The following is a 19,044-nucleotide window of genomic DNA, read 5'->3' on the forward strand; positions in this document are numbered from 1 at the left end:
CGCTCAGAACCTTAGGACTCACTAGTCCAGTAATGGGGTTCGTTCTCTGCCGACTTTTCCAAAAGGTCATTTGCTTTCGCTACCATGTATTTCGGTTGCGCTAATACAATATCTTCTGGAACGCGTTGTCCGTTAGCGATGTAAGCCACCGGTAACGAATTTTGAACAACCACACTCAAAAACTCACCCAAACTTAGAGATTCATCTAGCTTGGTCATAATGCAGCCCGACAGCGGAATACGTCTAAAATGGTCGATTGTTTCTTGTAATACTCGGCGCTGAGCTGTTGCTGGAAGCACAAGGTAGCTATGAATGATTTCACCACTCTCATGCATCAAGGTATCTAACTGCTCAGACAACCTGACATCTCGTTGTCCCATACCTGCGGTATCAACGAGAATTAGCTTTCTATTTCTTAACTGATAGATTACATCGGCTAACTCTTTGGAATCTTTAGCAACTTTTACGGGGCATCCCATAATTCTGCCATAAATGGCGAGTTGCTCATGGGCACCGATACGAAATGTGTCCGTGGTCACAAGCGCGACGTTATCCGCGCCATATTCCATTGCAGCTCGCGCTGCCAGTTTTGCTACCGTTGTGGTTTTTCCTACTCCAGTCGGTCCTAACAAAGCCACCACGCCCCCGCGCTTAAGGATGTCTTGTTTGGATACTGGAATTTGGTCAGCCACAAGGCGTAATAATGCATGCCACGCTTTCGTTGGCGGTGTGTCTTCAGGGATATAACACGCTAGCTGGTCCGCGAGGTCTTCCGATACCCCCATGCGTTGAAGACGCTTTATAAGCATAGCTCTTAGCGGCTCGCGACGCTCAACCTCTTGCCACATTAATCCCGATACTTGGTGCTCCAAAAGTCTGCGAATCGACGTCATTTCATCGCGCATATCTTCCAACTCTTGGTTGGCAACTTGCTGTGGTTGAGGAGCTTTTTTATCGTATCGACTCGGATCTAACTTTGGACCATTGTCGCGCTTACCCGTATCGCGTTCTTCTGCGATCAAACGTGCCAAAGGCGAGTCTTCTCTGACTTTCACGGACGACTCAGGGAATCGATTGTCTTGTTGGCGATTTGAGCTTTGACGTTGCAGCAGTGATTCCAGAGAATCCGCCTCGCTTTCATCACTGTCTTGGTGATGGCCGCCTGAATACTGTTTTAGCATGTTGGCAAAATGCGCTTTGGTTCTGGGGTTTCCTACGCCACCTAAGCTCACTCTGTCATCGGCTAATTGTCTGTCTGATTGACTTCGGCCGACACTCGTTGAGGCGCGTTGGGCAGAAGCCTGTTGGCTTCGAGATTGCGGGTTACCTAACGGCTGTTGACTCGGACGAGAGCGCGGCGTCGAACTGTATTGAGTGGCTGGAGCACGGTTGGCCTGAGCATCAGCATCAACCGCAGCAACAATCTCAACGCCACCCGCCACTTTTTTGTTCGACATGATAACCGCATCATCACCCAACTCCTCCTTCACTTGGAGCAGCGCTGAGCGCATGTCTTTTGCAAAAAAACGTTTAATTTTCAATTTGGTTACCTGCTACAACAGTCTGTTTGTCGCTAATTTCCCACCGCCTGTACTATGCGTATTTGCTTTTCATCAGGTACTTCTTGGTAAGACAGTACTCGCAGCGACGGTATGGTATTTTTAACAAACTTCGCTAGGGTCGAACGCAGTACTCCTGATGTCAGCAACACAGCTGGTTCACCTTTCAGCTCCTGTTCTTGTGTTGCTTGACTCAACGAGGATTGCAATCGCTCCGCCAATCCTGGCTCAATTCCGGCAGATTCTCCACCTGAAGCCTGCATTGTCTGATGCAATATTTGTTCCAGCTCAGGAATAAGCGTAATAACAGGTAGCTCAGGCTCTATACCATTGATTTCTTGGACAATTAGTCGCTTAAGGGAAATACGAGCGGCGGCGGTGAGAATGTCAGGTTCTTGACTCTTACTGGCGTATTCCGACAGTGTTTGGACTATGGTTCGGATGTCTCGAATTGGCACCCCTTCATTGAGCAGGTTCTGTAGCACTTTCACCACCACACCCAATGCTAATTGGTCAGGAACGAAGTTCTCAATAAGCTTAGGTGCGGAGCGTCCAAGCATCTCAAGAAGGTTTTGTACTTCTTCATGTCCAAGCAGTTGAGAGGCGTTGTTGGTAAGTAGTTGACTCAAATGAGTGGCGAGTACCGTAGCGGAATCGACTACAGTGTAACCCAGTGCCTGAGCGTGTTCTCGCTGCTCCGGTTGAATCCAAACTGCTTCCAAGCCAAACGCAGGGTCAATGGTTTGTTCACCTTCAATCAAGCCATAGACTTGTCCCGGATTGATGGCGAGTTCTTGATCCGGCCGTATTTCCGCTTCGCCTACAGCCACCCCCATCAGGGTAATTCGGTAAGAGTTTGGAGTCAGCTCCAAGTTGTCGCGTATGTGCACAGCAGGTATCAAAAAACCGAAGTCTTGAGAGAGTTTTTTTCGCACCCCTTTCACACGTTCAAGCAGCTCACCACCTTGATCTCGGTCGACCAAAGGAATCAATCGGTAGCCAACCTCCAAACCAATCACGTCGACTGGCTGAACATCATCCCAACTCAGTTCTTTTGGCGTTGGGGATTCTGTTTCTTGAGTTGCCGGTAAGGCCGCTTCTTCTTGCTTTTTAAGCTGCTTTTTGTGAATCAAATACGCTGCGCCACCCGCGATTAAAGCAAGCAGCAAAAACGCAAAGTGGGGCATCCCCGGTACTAGCCCCATTACACCCAAAATGCCCGCCGTGATCATCAAGGCTTTGGGGTTATCGAACATCTGGAACACGACTTGTTGTCCCATGTCTTCGTCTGTATTTTGACGCGTGACCATGATCGCGGCGCCAATTGACAGAATCAAAGAAGGAATTTGCGCCACCAAGCCATCACCAATAGTTAGCAAGGTATAGATTTCTATGGCTTCACCAAAGCCCAAATCATATTGGATCATCCCAATAGACAAGCCGCCGATGATGTTGATAAACAGAATCAAAATACCCGCGATGGCATCGCCTTTCACAAACTTAGATGCACCATCCATCGAACCATAGAAATCGGCTTCTTTGGTCACTTCGCTGCGACGTGTTCTGGCTTGTTCTTGATCAATTAAGCCAGCATTGAGGTCAGCATCAATTGCCATTTGCTTACCGGGTAAGGCATCTAACGTAAAGCGAGCACTTACCTCGGAAATACGTCCTGCACCTTTCGTTACTACCATAAAGTTGATGATCATGAGAATCAGGAAGACCACCAAACCCACAGCATAGTTACCACCAATAACCACACTACCAAACGCTTCAATCACACTACCGGCTGCTTCCGGGCCTTCATGACCGTACAGTAAGACTACTCGCGTTGATGCCACGTTTAACGCCAAACGAAGTAAGGTTGCAATAAGCAATACGGTTGGGAACGCTGCAAAATCCAGTGGACGTCTGGTATAAACCGTAACCAGTAACACCACCATGGCCAGAGCGATGTTAAAAGTAAAAAATAAGTCCAATAAAAATGGTGGTATCGGCAACACCACCATGGCTAATGTCGCCAAGACCATTACTGGCGCGCCAATCGCCGGCATCGCACGTTTTGGAATGTTTGGTAGTTTATCTGCGAAAGGAAGGGTTAGCTTCATAGCCTGTAAGCCACTGAATATTCGTTACAATTTGAGTACTGTAAGGAATAATGCAAAAAGCAGTCCACCTAAACAGTCAAAATATCGACTAGGCAGAAAGCCAAACAGACTTAACCAAGCAACACACCCTCAGTTGCTTTTATTCAGTTTGCAACTACTTAACTAGTTGGTCGGTTAAGGATGGATTTTCCAAACGATAGAACCTTGGTTGGATGATCTATCGTAATCGATGCACACTAGTCCAGAGGTCGGGAACATTGGCGGTGCAATGGAGGAGACAAACTCGGCAGTTAAATAACCCACCAAAGGAAGGTGAGACACAATCAATAAGCTCTCTAGGTTTTCAACTTCTGCCAGCGCGAGCAAGTAGTCGAACAGTGAACTGGATTCCCCGTACGGGGTGATGTCTGAATTGGTTTCCACGGAATCGGAATGAAAACAAGAAGATATCGCTTGCCACGTTTGCTGGGCTCTTATGTACGGACTCACCAGCACTTTATCGAAGCGAACTATACCTTGTTGCGTGCAGTTTTTCGCGACGGAAACCGATGCCTCAACTCCCCTTTGAGTCAGTTCTCTTTCGGGGTCTGAACTTGCAAAATGTTGGGCTTCACCATGGCGCATAATGTAAATCTTCATCGCCAATCTCCTAAATTCCACGTAAATAGAGGTGGTTGTCTCGTACTAGTCACTAGCACTGATAACATTCAAGCTAGCTTATTCCGGTGTTGAAAACCTCGAGCAACTCGACACAAAACCAACTACCCATGCTTGCTCTTGTGTAAAAACGCCTTGTTTTGCGTATCGATATTGAAAAATAACTCTAAATATTTCAGATATTTTATGCAGTTATTGACATTTAACTCGATCGAGCTTTCCACAAGCAAAATTCAAGTTCATACTGAGTATAGTAAACCTTGAGGAGGCGTATTGTGCACATAAGCCCTAACGACAGCAATGATTATCAATATGTTGAGCTGAAAAACGGGCTTCGAGTCTTGCTAGTCAGTGATAAAACTGCGACAAAAAGCGCCGCAGCGCTCGCCGTCAATGTTGGTCATTTCGACGATCCTGATGATCGCCAAGGCATGGCACATTACCTGGAACACATGTTGTTTCTTGGGACAGAAAAGTTTCCCAAAGCTGGCGAATTTCAACAATTTGTCGCGCAACACGGGGGGGTGAATAACGCCTGGACTGGCACAGAGCACACCTGTTTTTTCTTCGACATTACACCGAAATACCTCGCTCAAGGCCTTGAGCGATTCAGCCAATTTTTTATCGCTCCGTTGTTTAATCAAGAGTTGTTAGAAAAAGAGCGCCAAGCCGTAGAGTCTGAGTTCCAGCTCAAATACAAAGATGATTCACGTCGTTTGTATCAGGTTCATAAAGAGTGCATAAACCAAGCGCACCCATTTTCAAAATTTTCCGTGGGCAACGAACAGACCTTGGCTGACCGACCGGATACCAACCTACGCGATGAAATTGTTCACTTTCACCAAACTCAGTATTCCGCGGATTTGATGTCACTAGCCCTGCTCGGACCTCAATATCTCGATGAGCTTCAACAACTTGCGGAGCAGTATTTTTCTGACATTGAAAACAACCAACGTTTTCCAAAACAAGTCACCACAGCTTATGTAGAGAACGAACACCTCGCCGTAGACGTCAACGTCAAACCGCTTAAGGAAATTCGTAAGCTGATTTTATCTTTCCCGTTTGAGGGCATGGATAAACATTATCGAACTAAACCACTATCTTACTTTGCCCATTTGATCGGTTATGAAGGCCCAAACAGTTTGATGCTGGCATTGAAGGATAATGGTTGGATCACCAGTTTATCTGCGGGAGGTGGAACCAGCGGCAGCAACTTTAGAGAGTTTACGGTTAGTCTTGGGCTGACCGAGGAAGGGCTCGAATATATAGATGATATTACGCTCGCAGTATTTAGCTATATCCGACTGATAACTGAGCAAGGCTTTGATGAATGGCGCTACTTGGAAAAGCAGGCGGTGATGCAAGCGGCCTTTCAGTTTCACGAGCCGGCTCGGCCCATCGATCTTGTTAGTCATTTAGTGATGAACATTCAGAGCTATGAGCCGGAAGATATTATTTGTGGCGATTATTTAATGAGTCATTACGACGAAGCCTTGCTCAAGGAAATCGCCGCTAAATTGGTTCCTGATAACTTGCGTCGCACTATTATTAGTCAAAATGTTGAAACGGACAAAATAGCCAACTGGTACGACGCGCCCTACAAAGTCACGTCGATATCCGATGAGCTACTTGAGAACCTCACGACACAAACAAGTGAACTGAGTTTTTCGCTGCCACTTCAAAACCCTTACGTGGTGTTTGACCTAACCCCTAAACCGCTGCAAACTCACAAAGATCAACCTACTGTTTTAGAACGGCTTCCAGGCTTCACACTTTGGCATCAACAGGATAGTCAATTCCATTTGCCGAAGGGCATGGTGTACATCGCCATTGATAGTCCCCACGCCGTGGCCAACGAACGTAATATCGTGATGACTCGCCTCTGTGTAGAGATGTTTCTCGATAACTTGGCAACAGAAACCTATCAAGCGGAAATTGCAGGAATTGGGTACAATCTGTACACCCATCAGGGTGGGGTCACATTGACGCTTTCCGGTTTTAGTCATCGACAACCAGAGTTACTAAAAGTCATATTGTCGCGCTTCGCCCAGCGAAGTTTTAAGGCCGAACGCTTTGACGCCATCTGTGAGCAATTAACAAGACACTGGCAAAACGCCGCCCAAGATAGGCCTGTTTCTCAGTTATTCAACGCCTTAACGGGTTTACTGCAACCTAATAACCCCCCTTACTCGGTGTTGCTCAAAGCGCTAAACACCATAGAAGTAAAAGACTTGGCTCCTTTTGTCGATGCTATCTTGGATGAATTGCATGTCGACATGTTTGTTTATGGCGATTGGATAGAGAGTGAATCCCTTAAGCTGGGTGATACAGTCAAAAATGCGTTACGAGTAAAAGACCAGCGCTACGAAGAGTCACTGCGACCTTTAGTGATGTTAGGCGAACAGGGAACGTTTCAACGTGAGGTGTTTTGCAAGCAACCCGACTCGGCCGTCGTCATCTACCATCAGAGTGAAGACACATCGACCAAGAATATTGCTTTGTATTCCTTGGCCAACCATCTGATGTCAGCAACCTTCTTTCACGAAATTCGAACCAAGCAACAGCTTGGTTATATGGTGGGTACTGGCAATCTACCACTCAACCGTCACCCTGGTATGGTGCTCTATGTGCAATCGCCTAATGCCTCCCCTAGCGAGCTGATTCAATCTATCGATGAGTTTCTCAATGCCTTCTATATGGTGCTTCTTGAACTCAATGAATATCAATGGCACAGCAGTAAACGCGGTTTGTGGAATCAAATAGCAACGCCAGACACAACACTAAGGGGCAAAGCACAACGCCTATGGATTGCGATAGGCAATCGTGACTTCGATTTTAGTCATCGCGAGCAAGTGCTAGCCGATCTTAAAGCGCTTAGCCGTTCTGACATGATTCGGTTTGTGGTCAATGAGCTCAAACCTCGCACTGCCAATCGTCTAATCATGCATGCTCATGGCGAAAGTCACTTGAACAGTAAACCCTTGTCTTTAGGCCAAGAGATTGGCTCGGTTAAAGAGTTTCAATTGCGACCAAAGGATTGCGATTTGGGTTAGCAGTTGGAGCATATACTTTGCTAAATTCCGCGTCATAAAATTTAGAAAAGGTTCGTCATATCACGGTGCGTTCTTTCTTGCACCGCTCCAAAGTATTAAGCTTTGAATCCTGTATCTTGAGGTTACTTTGGTATGTATCCTTGTTATAATCTTGGGCAATTTCGTCTCATTTTTTGTCAGTACCATCACTTGTAGGCTGACTTTGCGTAAGACTCCTGTTTTACGTATACCTCTACAAAGGAAACCGTGTGAACATATTAAATTTCATCAATGATCAAGTTAAAGCAGCACTTGTCAAAGCCGGTGCGCCAGAAGGCAGCGAAGCTGCAGTTCGTCAATCTTCCAAGCCACAATTTGGTGATTACCAAGCCAACGGTGTCATGGGCGCAGCTAAGCGCTTGGGTATGAACCCGCGCGAATTGGCTCAAAAAGTGATTGATCAACTTGATTTAGGTGAAGTGGCGTCAAAAGCTGAGATCGCAGGTCCGGGTTTTATTAATATCTTTCTTAATGACGAGTTTTTGGCGAAACAAGCTAAGGCTGCATTGGCAGACCCGCGTTTAGGTGTCGCCCAACAAAAAGCACAAACCGTAGTTGCTGACTACTCGGCGCCAAATGTCGCCAAAGAAATGCACGTTGGCCATCTTCGTTCAACCATAATTGGTGATGCCGTCGTCCGCACACTTGAATTTCTTGGCCACAACGTGGTTCGCGCAAACCACATCGGTGACTGGGGTACGCAGTTTGGCATGTTGATTGCCAACTTAGAACGCGTTCAGCAAGAAAATGATCAAGTGTCGATGAAGCTGTCCGATCTTGAAGCCTTCTATCGCGAATCTAAAAAGCTTTATGACGAGGACGAGGCGTTTGCAGAACGCGCGCGCGGCTACGTTGTGAAACTACAAAGTGGTGACGAGTATTGTCGTGAGATGTGGGCAAAACTCGTCGATATCACTATGGAGCAAAACCAGTTCAACTACGACCGCCTGGGTGTTTCACTAACGCGTGAACACGTAATGGGTGAGAGTATGTATAACCCATTATTAAAAGACATCGTCGCTGATCTTAAAGCACAAGGCTTAGCGCAGGAAGACGATGGAGCGCAAGTCGTTTTCTTGGACGAGTTTAAAAATAAAGATAGTGAGCCTATGGGCGTTATCATTCAAAAGCGCGATGGTGGATTCTTGTATACGACGACGGACATTGCGTGTGCAAAATTCCGTTACACAGAACTTGGTGCCGATCGCGTACTTTACTTTATAGACTCTCGCCAACATCAACATCTGCAGCAAGCATGGACAATCGTTCGTAAGGCTGGTTATGTACCTGAAAGCGTTTCTCTTGAACACCACGCGTTTGGCATGATGCTTGGCAAAGACGGTAAACCATTTAAAACACGCGCTGGTGGTACTGTTCGTCTTAGCGACTTGCTTGATGAAGCGGAAACTCGTGCCGCAGCTTTGATCGAATCTAAGAATCCAGACTTAGATAACGAAGCTAAATCAAAAATCTCTAAAACTGTCGCCATGGCTGCAGTTAAGTACGCCGACCTTTCAAAGAACCGAACTACGGACTACGTATTCGATTGGGATAACATGTTAGCATTTGAAGGTAATACAGCACCCTATATGCAATATGCTTACACTCGCGTTGCTTCAATCTTCGCTAAAGCAGGCATCGCCATGGATTCCCAGAGTGGTAACATTGTCCTAAACGAAGAAAAAGAAAAAGCGCTAGTGAGTAAGTTACTCCAGTTTGAAGAAGCGGTCTTGTCTGTTGCAAAAGAAGGTACACCACATCTAATGTGTACTTACTTGTTCGAGTTGGCTGGTCAGTTCTCAAGCTTTTATGAAGCGTGCCCGATTCTTACTGCTGAAGACGAACATGTTAGAACTAGCCGTCTACAGTTGGCCGCTCTAACTGCAAAAACGATTAAGCAAGGCCTGTCATTACTAGGTATTGAAACCCTTGAGCGTATGTAAGTTCAAACTGATTTTCCTTTGATATATGGGGCTTTTTAGCCCCATTTTTACCTCCAAGAGATTATATTTTCCATGTACCAACTCGATGAAAGACTGAAAAATGACACGACTTGCTTAGGGCAACTTCCTCTTTGTGACGTACTGCTGCACCGTGATGACATTTCGCCTTGGATTATCTTGGTACCAAGAGTTGCAGGCATTACCGAGTTGCATCACTTATCAATCAAACAACAGCAGCAACTACTCACCGAATCTCGTATTGTGAGTCAAACGTTGGAGGCACTCTTCACGCCAGACAAACTAAATCTAGCTCTGATTGGCAATGTCGTTGCTCAACTGCATTTCCATCATGTTTGTCGTTACAAATCTGATTCTTGTTGGCCCGCTCCTATTTGGGGCAATACTCAAGGCCTATTTCGTGACCAACAAGCACAATCAGATTTGTGCTCACGTATTCAGAACGTTTTGGCTAGGTCTTCTCAGTTCGTCGCTACAAAATAATATCAGTAGGTCTGAAAAACGCTGTAGACATCACCCTAATTGTCTTCGATTTAGTCCCGTAACCGCCAACCGATTGGTAAGTTCCATTATAGGTATGTCTGCGTATCAGTATTCGCGCCACTGTAGATACGAAAATACATCTTTAGTTTGCTGATCTTATTTTTCATAAATAATAAAGGCAGATTTCCTGAAGAGACAATTGGGAAGATTCTCATGCAACACATAGTGATCTTTGCATTTTTATTTTGATGTAACTCAACCACTTGACTCTAATTCTCCCAATTCATGCCTTCACCCTCGTCAATAACGTCAAAACAACTCGACGTCAAATTCGTCAAAATAGAATTAGTGAGCACTCTATCATTGGATGCATATCACACTTTTTTAGATTAACTCAAAATAGTGAACATTTATTTTCTTATTTTTCATTAACTTAAATTCGAGTCGCATTTTTCATAACAAGATGGCGTTTATTTTATAAATAAATTAAGTGCATATACCTATAGTAAACCCATCAAGGCGATAGTCTTGATTCTGTATTCCAGAGGTGGTGTGCAAGCACCACTCCGGCAGCAAGCGAAGGTGTCGTTGGCACCCGTGGTATGGTCCCCCCGGCCGTACCACGACATTTTTTTCTTTCCCCGAATTACCCTGTTCAATTATCGCCGTTTTCTCTAATTCACACGTATCTGATGTCACGTTGTTCATTTATTAAGTTATTGAATTGAATTAGCTGTAAGCGTTTTATTCAACTAGGGGCATTACTACAATCCAATGTCAGGTGTTAATGGGCATTAGGGCACGACTAAGACTAGTGCCAAGCGGCTACTTAGTTGTTGAAAAGTACTGAAGTTGACGTTGTGTATGAGAAGCAAAACTTACCCGTGTGATTAACTTGCCGTGTCCGATATTCCACAAGACACGTAATCAAGCAACTTAAGAAAACGAGCTGAATTGACTATAGCGATTGGCTGTCAATAAACTGAGTCGGTGACACACCAAAATGCTGTCTAAATCGCTGACTGAAGTAAGAAGGATCGTTAAAGCCACTTTCAAAAGCAATGTCAGAGATTTTGTCACCGGACAGCAGACGTTGACAAGCGCTCTCCAAGCGATATTCGGTTAGGTACTCTTTAAACGTACGTTCAGACAAAGATTTGAACCTTCGCTGGAAACTGCGATCTGACATGTGCAGTAGTTTCGCCATGGCTGACGTACCAAATTCGGGGTCAGCAAAGTGCTCAGATACTAAGTCCTCAATTTTTCGTAGCCATGGGTCGTCGTTGACAATAATCTGTGGCGGGTGGTTATCATTCTGATAGGTAGCCAACTCTGGTAACTGGTGCTTAGGCCATCGCACTTTGACTGAGTTATTCAACGCGACTCTTTTAGATTCGATCTCACCACCGGAAAGCTCTATCTTCGATTGAAGCTCATCAAACAACAACTTCTGCTCTTGGTGAGCGGCAATTGGCATCCCTTGGTCAAGAATACTGGCTACCACATAGTTATGCTCAAACTCGATGATGACCTCTACCCTCTGCCCGCGGAAGCAACGTTTAGTCAAGGATTCAAATAAAGTGCCAAACAAGTCCTCTAGCGGGTACTTATCTACGGTGACAAAACCGTTGCCATCGGTCGTATCATGCCACTCAAGCTCGATACCAATTCGACTAAATTCATCTACCCATGCATCTCGTGTCGACTCTAGGACAACTGATAAATTTTCAGCAGTCTGCTTTGACAAAGCCCCTTCACTATCTGCGCGCCATAATTCACTGACGGTACTTTTTAGCCAAGTCGATAGCTTTTTACTGTGTTCATCGGCAATAGGAATGTCCGATAAACGTTTTTTAAGCTCTTGTATCTTTTGCTTCTCAAGAGCTTGTCGTACTTTTAGCTGTTTGTTGAGTTGCTGGTTACTAGATAGTAAAACCCGACTCTGATGACGCAATTGATCCGTTCTCAGAGCAACCTGCGCACGCAAACGCCTATTGCTTTGTGCGACTAAATGGGCGCGCCAAGACAAACCGATTGTTGTCACGACCGCCAAAAACACGACGTAAATTAGAATAACAGGCGTGGTCACATACCAAGGTTTATCTACCTTGAATCGTATCGTACTTACAGACGAATCAAAGTAATGGCTCCGAGACAAACGAACATTCAGTTGATAACTACCTGGCTTTAGGTCACCGAAAGTCAAGGTTGCACTATCCAACGGTAACCAATCACCGTGGTCCCCTAGACGATAATCTAAATGGGCGTCCAAGACGTTGGGTAACACTCCAAACTGAAACGTAATCGAATTGTTGTTATCGAACTCTAAGTCGTGTTCAGGCAAGCTACCAAGTAATAGCTGCTCGTTATCCACTGTTATTTGACTGACGATGATTTTAGGGGCTTGGGAAGGGCTCGCTGTCAGCAAGTCGGTATCGACTTCGATCATGGAATAGCGAGAGCCCAGCAACAGGCTGACATTATTGGAGATCGCACACATTCTGGGTAACAGTTCGTTGTTTAACAAACCATTCGGTTCTCCAAAATGTCCCATCATCTGGTTATAAGTATTGTATCTAGACAAGCCAAGTGAACTTGCCAACCAAAGGTCATCGTTAACCTTAACCCAGCATTTTGGGCTGGCACCGGGGCTGACCATGTCAATGACCGTCATACTGCGGTCGGTCATATTGACTTGATATACCCCGTAACTCGCAGCGACATAAATTTGTTTGTCTGTCGGCAAAATATCGACGACTTCACCATATCGAAAAGTGTCTTCTATGTATGTAACTTGTTCATTTGCGAAGACATACAGACCCTGATCGGTGCCGACCCAGAGACTTTCATCGAAAGAAACCGAAATATCGGTGACGCGAGTCGAGTATCCTTGAACAAGCCATGGCGCAGTATAAGATTCAAACCTTTCTGTACTAGGCGAATACCACCAAATTTCGTCTTCAGCGATACCCCATATCTCATTGTTCGATGTAAGAGATATGCGGTCAACTCGACGAGTATCGAGTGAAGCGGGCATCTTTGCAGATAGCATTTTGCTGGTCACGACATCTAAGCAAACTAATCCTTGGTCTGTGGCAAGCCAAAGTTTACCGTCTCGCTCGACCATGTCATTGACCTTACCTGAGTAGTAAGTCTGTGGCGTTTTTCCCAATTGGTAGCGATAGAGAGCTCTACTAGAAATAATCCACTGACCATCAAAAGATTGTGCTGGTTTGACGGTATGCGGAAATTCATCAGAAGAAATAAAACTTTCTTCTGAACGAGTAAACTTACTACTGTACAACGAATAGTATTGAACGCCCTTTTCGGTCGCCAACCAAATGCCACCGCGCTGGTCATTTAGCAGAGATTTAATATTGTTGCTCTGCAACAAATACCGATTTGAATAATCGTTCTTTTCAAGCCGTGTTTTGTCTTCAAGAAACGAGTAGATATACAAACCTGTTTTCGAGCCAATCCAGTATTCACTTTCGGTCTCGATAATGTCTTGAACTGGGCCAGAAAAAATCCACTTAAAGTCTTGTTGGAAGTTCACCACGTTGACAATCAAGGCGCCAATGTTGGTACCTATGATGAGCTCTTTGCGCGCACGAGAGAAATACAGCTTAGAGGCCACTTCTTTTTTCGAATACGCCACATGCTTGAAGCCGTTAGGCGTTGACAGGTAAACCCCAGCGTCTGTTGCAATCACCCACCGGCTATTTGCCATCACCGCATCATTGACCGTCAGAGCACTTTTTTGGCTATACCTAAACAATTCAATTAACGAAAGCGGTGTCAATTCGTTAGAAATGGTATTGAAATAGTAAAAATGGGTCGAATCGGCCACCCATACGAAATTCGCTGATGAGCCAATCTTTTCAATCTCAACCCCAGGCTCCAATTCGAAGGCCAATTGTGTTTCTTTACCGGGTTTAGTTTTAAAGACTTGGTTATTTGAAAACGTCCAGAAATGCTTCTGATTGTAGGTTAACTCATCATAAGCTTTATCGAGTGCGGAACTATCATGTGGCAACAATGCCGCGCCATCGAATAAACGAACTTGACCATGTACATTATGAACCCAAACACCCCCATCTTCGTTGGTAAACATTTGTTTAGCCGCAACAAACTGCCCCTGTAATGCCGTAGGCAAAGGGTAGAAAACAGAGGGCACGCTATTCATTGAAAATGCTAGGCAAGGTATCAATGTCAGCAACAAAGTTATAAAACGCAACAGTTACACCATAAGACGTTGTCAGGTAAGGGGAACATCAACAAAAAATGATATGAATTCTAATTAATATATCGTGTTAAAAAAGAGAGATCGACGTTGTTTTAAGAGAATCTTAAGGCTAGTTGGTAAAAAGTCTAAGAACTGAGTATTAAAGACTTAGTTAAAAAAGCGGTATCGGTTCAAACTGGGGTTTATGTCAATGTGAGACGCTCACGTGGAATTACGAAAAGCAAAGAGCCTAACAACGCAAAATTGCTAGGCTCTCATAAATTTAGGATTGACCTTGAGAAAAACAAGCTAGATATTGATTGGCTAACTGGCGTTTGAAATTAAAATAAGCGCCCTCTTCCACTTTAATATCCGTACCCAATGGGTCTAATACCCCTGACTTTGCCGTTGTGCCTCGTGTCGCAGTCTCAATAACCGCAGGGATAAATTGAGGCTCGGAAAAGACACACACATTTTCCTGACTCATTAGAGTACGTTTTATTTTGATTAGCGTCTTAGCCCCAGGTTTTCTTTCTGGGCTAACAGTAAAGTGTCCCAATCTATTGAGTGGGAAATCTTGTTCAAAGTAACGGTAAGCATCATGAAAAACAAAGTATCCATGATTTTTGTATGGCGCCAACAACCCTGAAATCTCAGCCTGCACATTGTCCAAGTTTGATTTAAACTCTCGAAAGTTCTTTTCATACACCTCGGCATTAACGGAATCTATTTCAGCCAATTTTTCTGAAACAGATTTTGCTACTTGTAAAGTGCTCGCATAGCCAAGCCAAAAATGCGGATCGTATTGCCCGTGGTCATGGCCATGGTCGTGCCCGTGATCATGGTCATGGCCTTCAGAGAAATCGAGCAATTCAATATTTTTTAGATTAGATATTGTCAGCACGTCATCCGCTTTACTCGAAGTTTTTGCCAAATAAGGTTCTAAACCCGGGCCAAACCAAACAAACAGATCTGCTTGAGACAAACGCTGTATATCAGATGGCTTGAGGGCATAGTCGTGTGGTGACGCATTGGCCGCAATTAAGGCTTCTGGTTTAGAGACGCCTTTAGTCAACTCGAGTGCTATGAGTTGAATTGGTTTAATACTGGTCAACACAGTCGTGGAGTGCGCTACTTGGCTAAAAAACAGTGCACAGAAAAATAGAATCGAAAATTGTCGCATGGGAATAACAATCAAACTTATTTGGCGGTAATTGGAACGCAATGTTACATTATAACATTCAAAGCTTGCAAACTATCAAAACCATGTCTTCCCACTTAGTTGAACTTAATAATGTAAGTGTTCACTTCAGAAACAAAATCGCGTTAGACAACATCAATCTTGCTCTCAAAAAAGGGAAAATCACCACCTTAATCGGGCCCAATGGTGCCGGTAAATCAACGTTAGTGAAGGTCGTCTTAGGGTTGGTAAAACCCAGTCAAGGAACACGCTCTGTAAACAAAGGGCTTCGCATTGGCTACGTACCTCAAAAGCTAAAACTCAACGACACACTTCCTTTAAATGTCCATCACTTCTTAAAGTTGGCGGGCAAATACAGCCAGCAAGAAATTCAAGACGCGATGCGATTGGTAGGTGCAGAGCATTTACTCAAAAGCAACATGCACACCTTATCCGGTGGCGAGACTCAGCGAATCCTGCTCGCGAGAGCGCTATTGCGACGACCGGAACTATTAGTCTTGGATGAACCAGCACAAGGCGTGGATATTCAAGGTCAAATTGAGTTGTATGAATTAATACAGTCATTGAGAGAACGTTTTCAATGTGGCGTGCTTATGGTTTCACACGATTTACACTTAGTCATGGCGAAAACCGATGATGTGATCTGTCTACACCACCATATTTGTTGTTCTGGAGCACCTGAACATATCACGCAACATCCGAGCTATATTGAGCTGTTTGGGCAAGCCTCTGCTGACACGCTCGCCGTTTATCATCATCACCATGAGCATCATCATGACCTCGCCGGCGAACCTGTTGATGGTGATGCTCACACCTGTTCCTCTCACCAACATGGACACCCTAAGCTGTGATTGATTTTTTACTGCCATCCATTTTGGCTGGTTTAGCTATTGCCTTCGTTGCTGGCCCTTTGGGCTCTTTTGTTGTTTGGCGTAAGATGGCCTACTTTGGTGATACCTTAGCTCATGCCTCTTTAATGGGAATTGCGTTAGGCTTTTTACTGGAAGTGAATTTATACCTTGCTCTACTCATTTGCTGCTTGTGTTTAGCCGCTATTTTAGTCGCACTTCAAAAACAACAACTTGTTGCCACCGACACGCTGCTTGGTATTCTGGCGCACAGTTCTCTATCTGTCGGATTGGTTTCGTTGAGCTTTATGGACAATGTTCGCGTCGACCTTATGAGTTATCTATTTGGCGACCTGCTGGCAGTTTCTATGGACGATTTATTGATAATTGCATCAGGTTGTGTCGCTGTGTTACTGCTGATCATCAAGTGTTGGAATGCGCTGTTGGTTACCACCATCAACGAAGATCTCGCCCAAGTAGAAGGACACAATGTTGACTTAATGCGACTATTGCTAATGATGCTGGTCGGCGTGGTTATTGCGATGGGAATGAAATTTGTTGGCGCATTAATTATGACTTCATTACTGATTATCCCTGCCGCAGCTGCGCGTCGCTTTGCCCAATCTCCTGTTCAAATGGCGGCACTTGCGACCGTGATAGGTTCTTGCTCAATTCTGCTTGGATTAAGTGCTTCATGGCACTGGGATACTCCAGCAGGCCCATCCGTTGTTCTTGCAGCAACCAGCCTATTTTTGTTTGGCTATTTGGTGCCAAAACGCGCTTAGCTCACTCAACAGTAAACCCAAGATCAAAAAAGGCTTCCACATGGAAGCCTTTTTAAAATTGTCAGAGCCTAACCTTCGTTATGAAGCTCTAAGTTAGCTAGCTCTTGTTGAATTTCACGCTGGACTTTGGCGTCATCGTTGCGTAATGAATCCAAGAAGTCTAAGTATTCTTGATTGATATCACCGGTCACGTATTCGCCATTGAATACCGATGTTTCAAATACTTTAATTTCGTCATTACCTAAGCCAACTGCTTCAACCAAATCGTCTAATCTTTGGAAAATCAGCTCATCGGCACCGATGTGTTTACAAATTGCTTCATTGTCTCGGCCATGTGCAATCAACTCATTAGCACTTGGCATATCGATACCATATACATTCGGGAAACGAATTTCTGGTGCTGCTGACACCATAAACACCTTGTTTGCCCCTGACTCTCGAGCCATTTCAATAATTTGCTCAGAAGTTGTGCCGCGTACAATAGAATCATCAACTAAGAGTACATTCTTACCTTTGAACTCTGAGCGAATCGCGTTTAGCTTACGACGCACAGACTTCTTGCGTTGCTGCTGGCCCGGCATGATAAAGGTACGACCTACATAGCGGTTCTTTACGAAACCCTGACGGTAAGGTTTGTCAATCGCTTGAGCAATTTGCAATGCGATATCACATGAGGTTTCCGGAATTGGAATAACGACGTCAATGTCCAGATGAGCGTATTCGTCTTTAATGCGCTCACCTAGCTTTTTACCCATTTCCACACGTGCGCTATAGACTGAAATCTTGTCAATGAACGAGTCTGGGCGAGCAAAGTAAACGAATTCAAAGATACATGGGTTTAATGATGGGTTGTCAGCACATTGCTTGGTGTGCAATTCACCATCAAACGTCATGTAGACCGCTTCACCTGGCGCAACATCGCGCACAAAATCAAAGCCTACGGCGTCTAGTGCAACGGATTCAGATGCAACCATGTATTCCGTTTTTCCATTCTCTTCACGTTTACCCAAACACAGTGGTCGAATTCCATGCGGGTCACGGAACGCAACTAAACCATGGCCGATAATCATCGCGACAACCGCATAAGCACCGCGAATTGTGCGATGTACGTTAGTTACTGCTCTGAATACGTCTTCCGCGTTCACATTACCTTTTACGGTATCAATCTCGTGCGCAAGTACGTTGAGTAATACTTCTGAGTCCGATGTGGTGTTTAGGTGACGGCGATCTTTTTCAAAAAGCTTTTCGCGGATTGACTGAGCATTAGTCAAATTACCGTTGTGAGCAAGTGAAATACCAAATGGTGAGTTCACATAGAAAGGTTGAGCCTCTGAAGCACTAGAACTACCTGCAGTCGGGTAACGAGCATGGCCGATACCGACGGTGCCGCCCAAACGCTGCATGTGTTTTGCTTCAAATACATCTTTCACTAAACCGTTCGCCTTACGCAGACGGAAACGATTGCTTTCTATGGTACAAATACCAGCGGCATCTTGGCCACGGTGCTGCAACACAGTCAAAGCGTCATAAATTGACTGATTTACAGGCGTAGAGCCAACGATTCCAACAATACCACACATGTCCTAATCCTCGATTTGCGACAATCTCTAGCTCTTTATTGAGCTAGTTAAAAAACTGGAGGTTGCTTGTAAATGCTCAAAAAATGGAGAAATTATCCGACTAAACTCAGGTACAAGTTGCGAACCCTGCCACCAATCAGAATCATCGAAAGCGGTAAACGCCTCGAGGAAAAATAAACCAGCTGACACAATCAACACACCACGTACCGCTCCAAACACCACACCTAACATTCGGTCGGTACCGGACAAGCCCGTTTTTTCCACTAATTGAGCGACCAAGTAGTTGATCAGTGCTCCAACAATTAGAGTTGCCACAAATAAAGCCGCGATAGCCGCTGCATTGCGGAATAACTCGTCTTGAATATTGGTAAAGTACACCGCCAATTTGGCGTAGTACTGGCTGGCGATAAAAAAAGCCCCTACCCATATCACTAAAGACAATGCTTCTTTCGCGAAGCCTCTAACTACACTGATCAAAGCTGACAAGCCGATCACACTTAAAATGATTATGTCTAACGTATTCATTGAATCTACATCTTAAGTTG

At 44.8% G+C, this 19,044-nt stretch carries 12 protein-coding genes; 5 read left to right on the plus strand and 7 right to left on the minus strand.

Going from position 1 to position 19,044, the window contains the following annotated elements; all coding sequences use genetic code 11:
• Positions 1-11: 11 nt before the first annotated feature.
• The 3 genes from flhF to sixA form a co-directional block, all read right to left on the minus strand.
• Positions 12-1,541 (minus strand): flagellar biosynthesis protein FlhF, encoded by a 1,530-nt coding sequence (flhF, locus tag ACXAFJ_RS09230; RefSeq protein ID WP_475322958.1) that lies wholly within the window; start codon positions 1,539-1,541, stop codon positions 12-14.
• 32 nt (positions 1,542-1,573) lie between these two features.
• On the minus strand, positions 1,574-3,667 hold the full coding sequence (gene flhA, locus ACXAFJ_RS09235; protein WP_475322959.1) for a flagellar biosynthesis protein FlhA: 2,094 nt from the start codon (positions 3,665-3,667) through the stop codon (positions 1,574-1,576).
• Positions 3,668-3,841: 174 nt separating this feature from the next.
• Complete coding sequence (gene sixA / locus ACXAFJ_RS09240; protein WP_475322961.1) at positions 3,842-4,306, minus strand: phosphohistidine phosphatase SixA; 465 nt, start codon at positions 4,304-4,306, stop codon at positions 3,842-3,844.
• A gap of 293 nt (positions 4,307-4,599) precedes the next feature.
• On the opposite strand from sixA, the gene ACXAFJ_RS09245 reads away from it, so the two are divergent.
• The 3 genes from ACXAFJ_RS09245 to ACXAFJ_RS09255 all read left to right on the plus strand — a co-directional run bounded on the left by ACXAFJ_RS09245 (position 4,600) and on the right by ACXAFJ_RS09255 (position 9,860).
• Positions 4,600-7,377, plus strand: coding sequence for an insulinase family protein (locus ACXAFJ_RS09245; RefSeq protein WP_475322962.1), 2,778 nt, complete (start codon positions 4,600-4,602; stop codon positions 7,375-7,377).
• Positions 7,378-7,625: 248 nt separating this feature from the next.
• Positions 7,626-9,359 carry an arginine--tRNA ligase gene (gene argS, locus ACXAFJ_RS09250; RefSeq protein ID WP_475322964.1) on the plus strand — a complete coding sequence of 578 codons (1,734 nt, stop codon included), beginning with the start codon at positions 7,626-7,628 and terminating at the stop codon, positions 9,357-9,359.
• Positions 9,360-9,431: 72 nt separating this feature from the next.
• Positions 9,432-9,860 carry an HIT domain-containing protein gene (locus tag ACXAFJ_RS09255; protein ID WP_475322965.1) on the plus strand — a complete coding sequence of 143 codons (429 nt, stop codon included), beginning with the start codon at positions 9,432-9,434 and terminating at the stop codon, positions 9,858-9,860.
• 958 nt (positions 9,861-10,818) lie between these two features.
• Here ACXAFJ_RS09255 and ACXAFJ_RS09260 read toward each other — a convergent pair.
• Entirely contained in the window at positions 10,819-14,046 is a 3,228-nt protein-coding gene (locus tag ACXAFJ_RS09260) for a helix-turn-helix domain-containing protein (RefSeq protein ID WP_475322966.1), read from the minus strand.
• A 322-nt stretch (positions 14,047-14,368) separates the two neighbouring features.
• Positions 14,369-15,268: a zinc ABC transporter substrate-binding protein ZnuA gene (gene znuA, locus ACXAFJ_RS09265; RefSeq protein WP_475322968.1), complete on the minus strand. Its 900-nt coding sequence runs from the start codon at positions 15,266-15,268 to the stop codon at positions 14,369-14,371.
• An 83-nt stretch (positions 15,269-15,351) separates the two neighbouring features.
• On the opposite strand from znuA, the gene znuC reads away from it, so the two are divergent.
• Both znuC and znuB read left to right on the plus strand, forming a co-directional pair.
• A complete protein-coding gene (znuC, locus tag ACXAFJ_RS09270; RefSeq protein ID WP_475324101.1) occupies positions 15,352-16,137 on the plus strand; it encodes a zinc ABC transporter ATP-binding protein ZnuC in 786 nt (261 codons plus the stop codon).
• Positions 16,134-16,919: a zinc ABC transporter permease subunit ZnuB gene (gene znuB, locus ACXAFJ_RS09275; protein WP_475322969.1), complete on the plus strand. Its 786-nt coding sequence runs from the start codon at positions 16,134-16,136 to the stop codon at positions 16,917-16,919. Before znuC ends, znuB begins: the two co-directional genes overlap by 4 nt.
• 68 nt (positions 16,920-16,987) lie before the next feature.
• On the opposite strand, the gene purF is transcribed toward znuB, so the two are convergent.
• Both purF and ACXAFJ_RS09285 read right to left on the minus strand, forming a co-directional pair.
• Entirely contained in the window at positions 16,988-18,499 is a 1,512-nt protein-coding gene (gene purF / locus ACXAFJ_RS09280; RefSeq protein ID WP_475322971.1) for an amidophosphoribosyltransferase, read from the minus strand.
• A gap of 27 nt (positions 18,500-18,526) precedes the next feature.
• Positions 18,527-19,024 (minus strand): CvpA family protein, encoded by a 498-nt coding sequence (locus ACXAFJ_RS09285; RefSeq protein ID WP_475322972.1) that lies wholly within the window; start codon positions 19,022-19,024, stop codon positions 18,527-18,529.
• Positions 19,025-19,044: the final 20 nt, after the last annotated feature.

The sequence above is a fragment of the Vibrio sp. ABH4_348 genome (assembly GCF_056159765.1).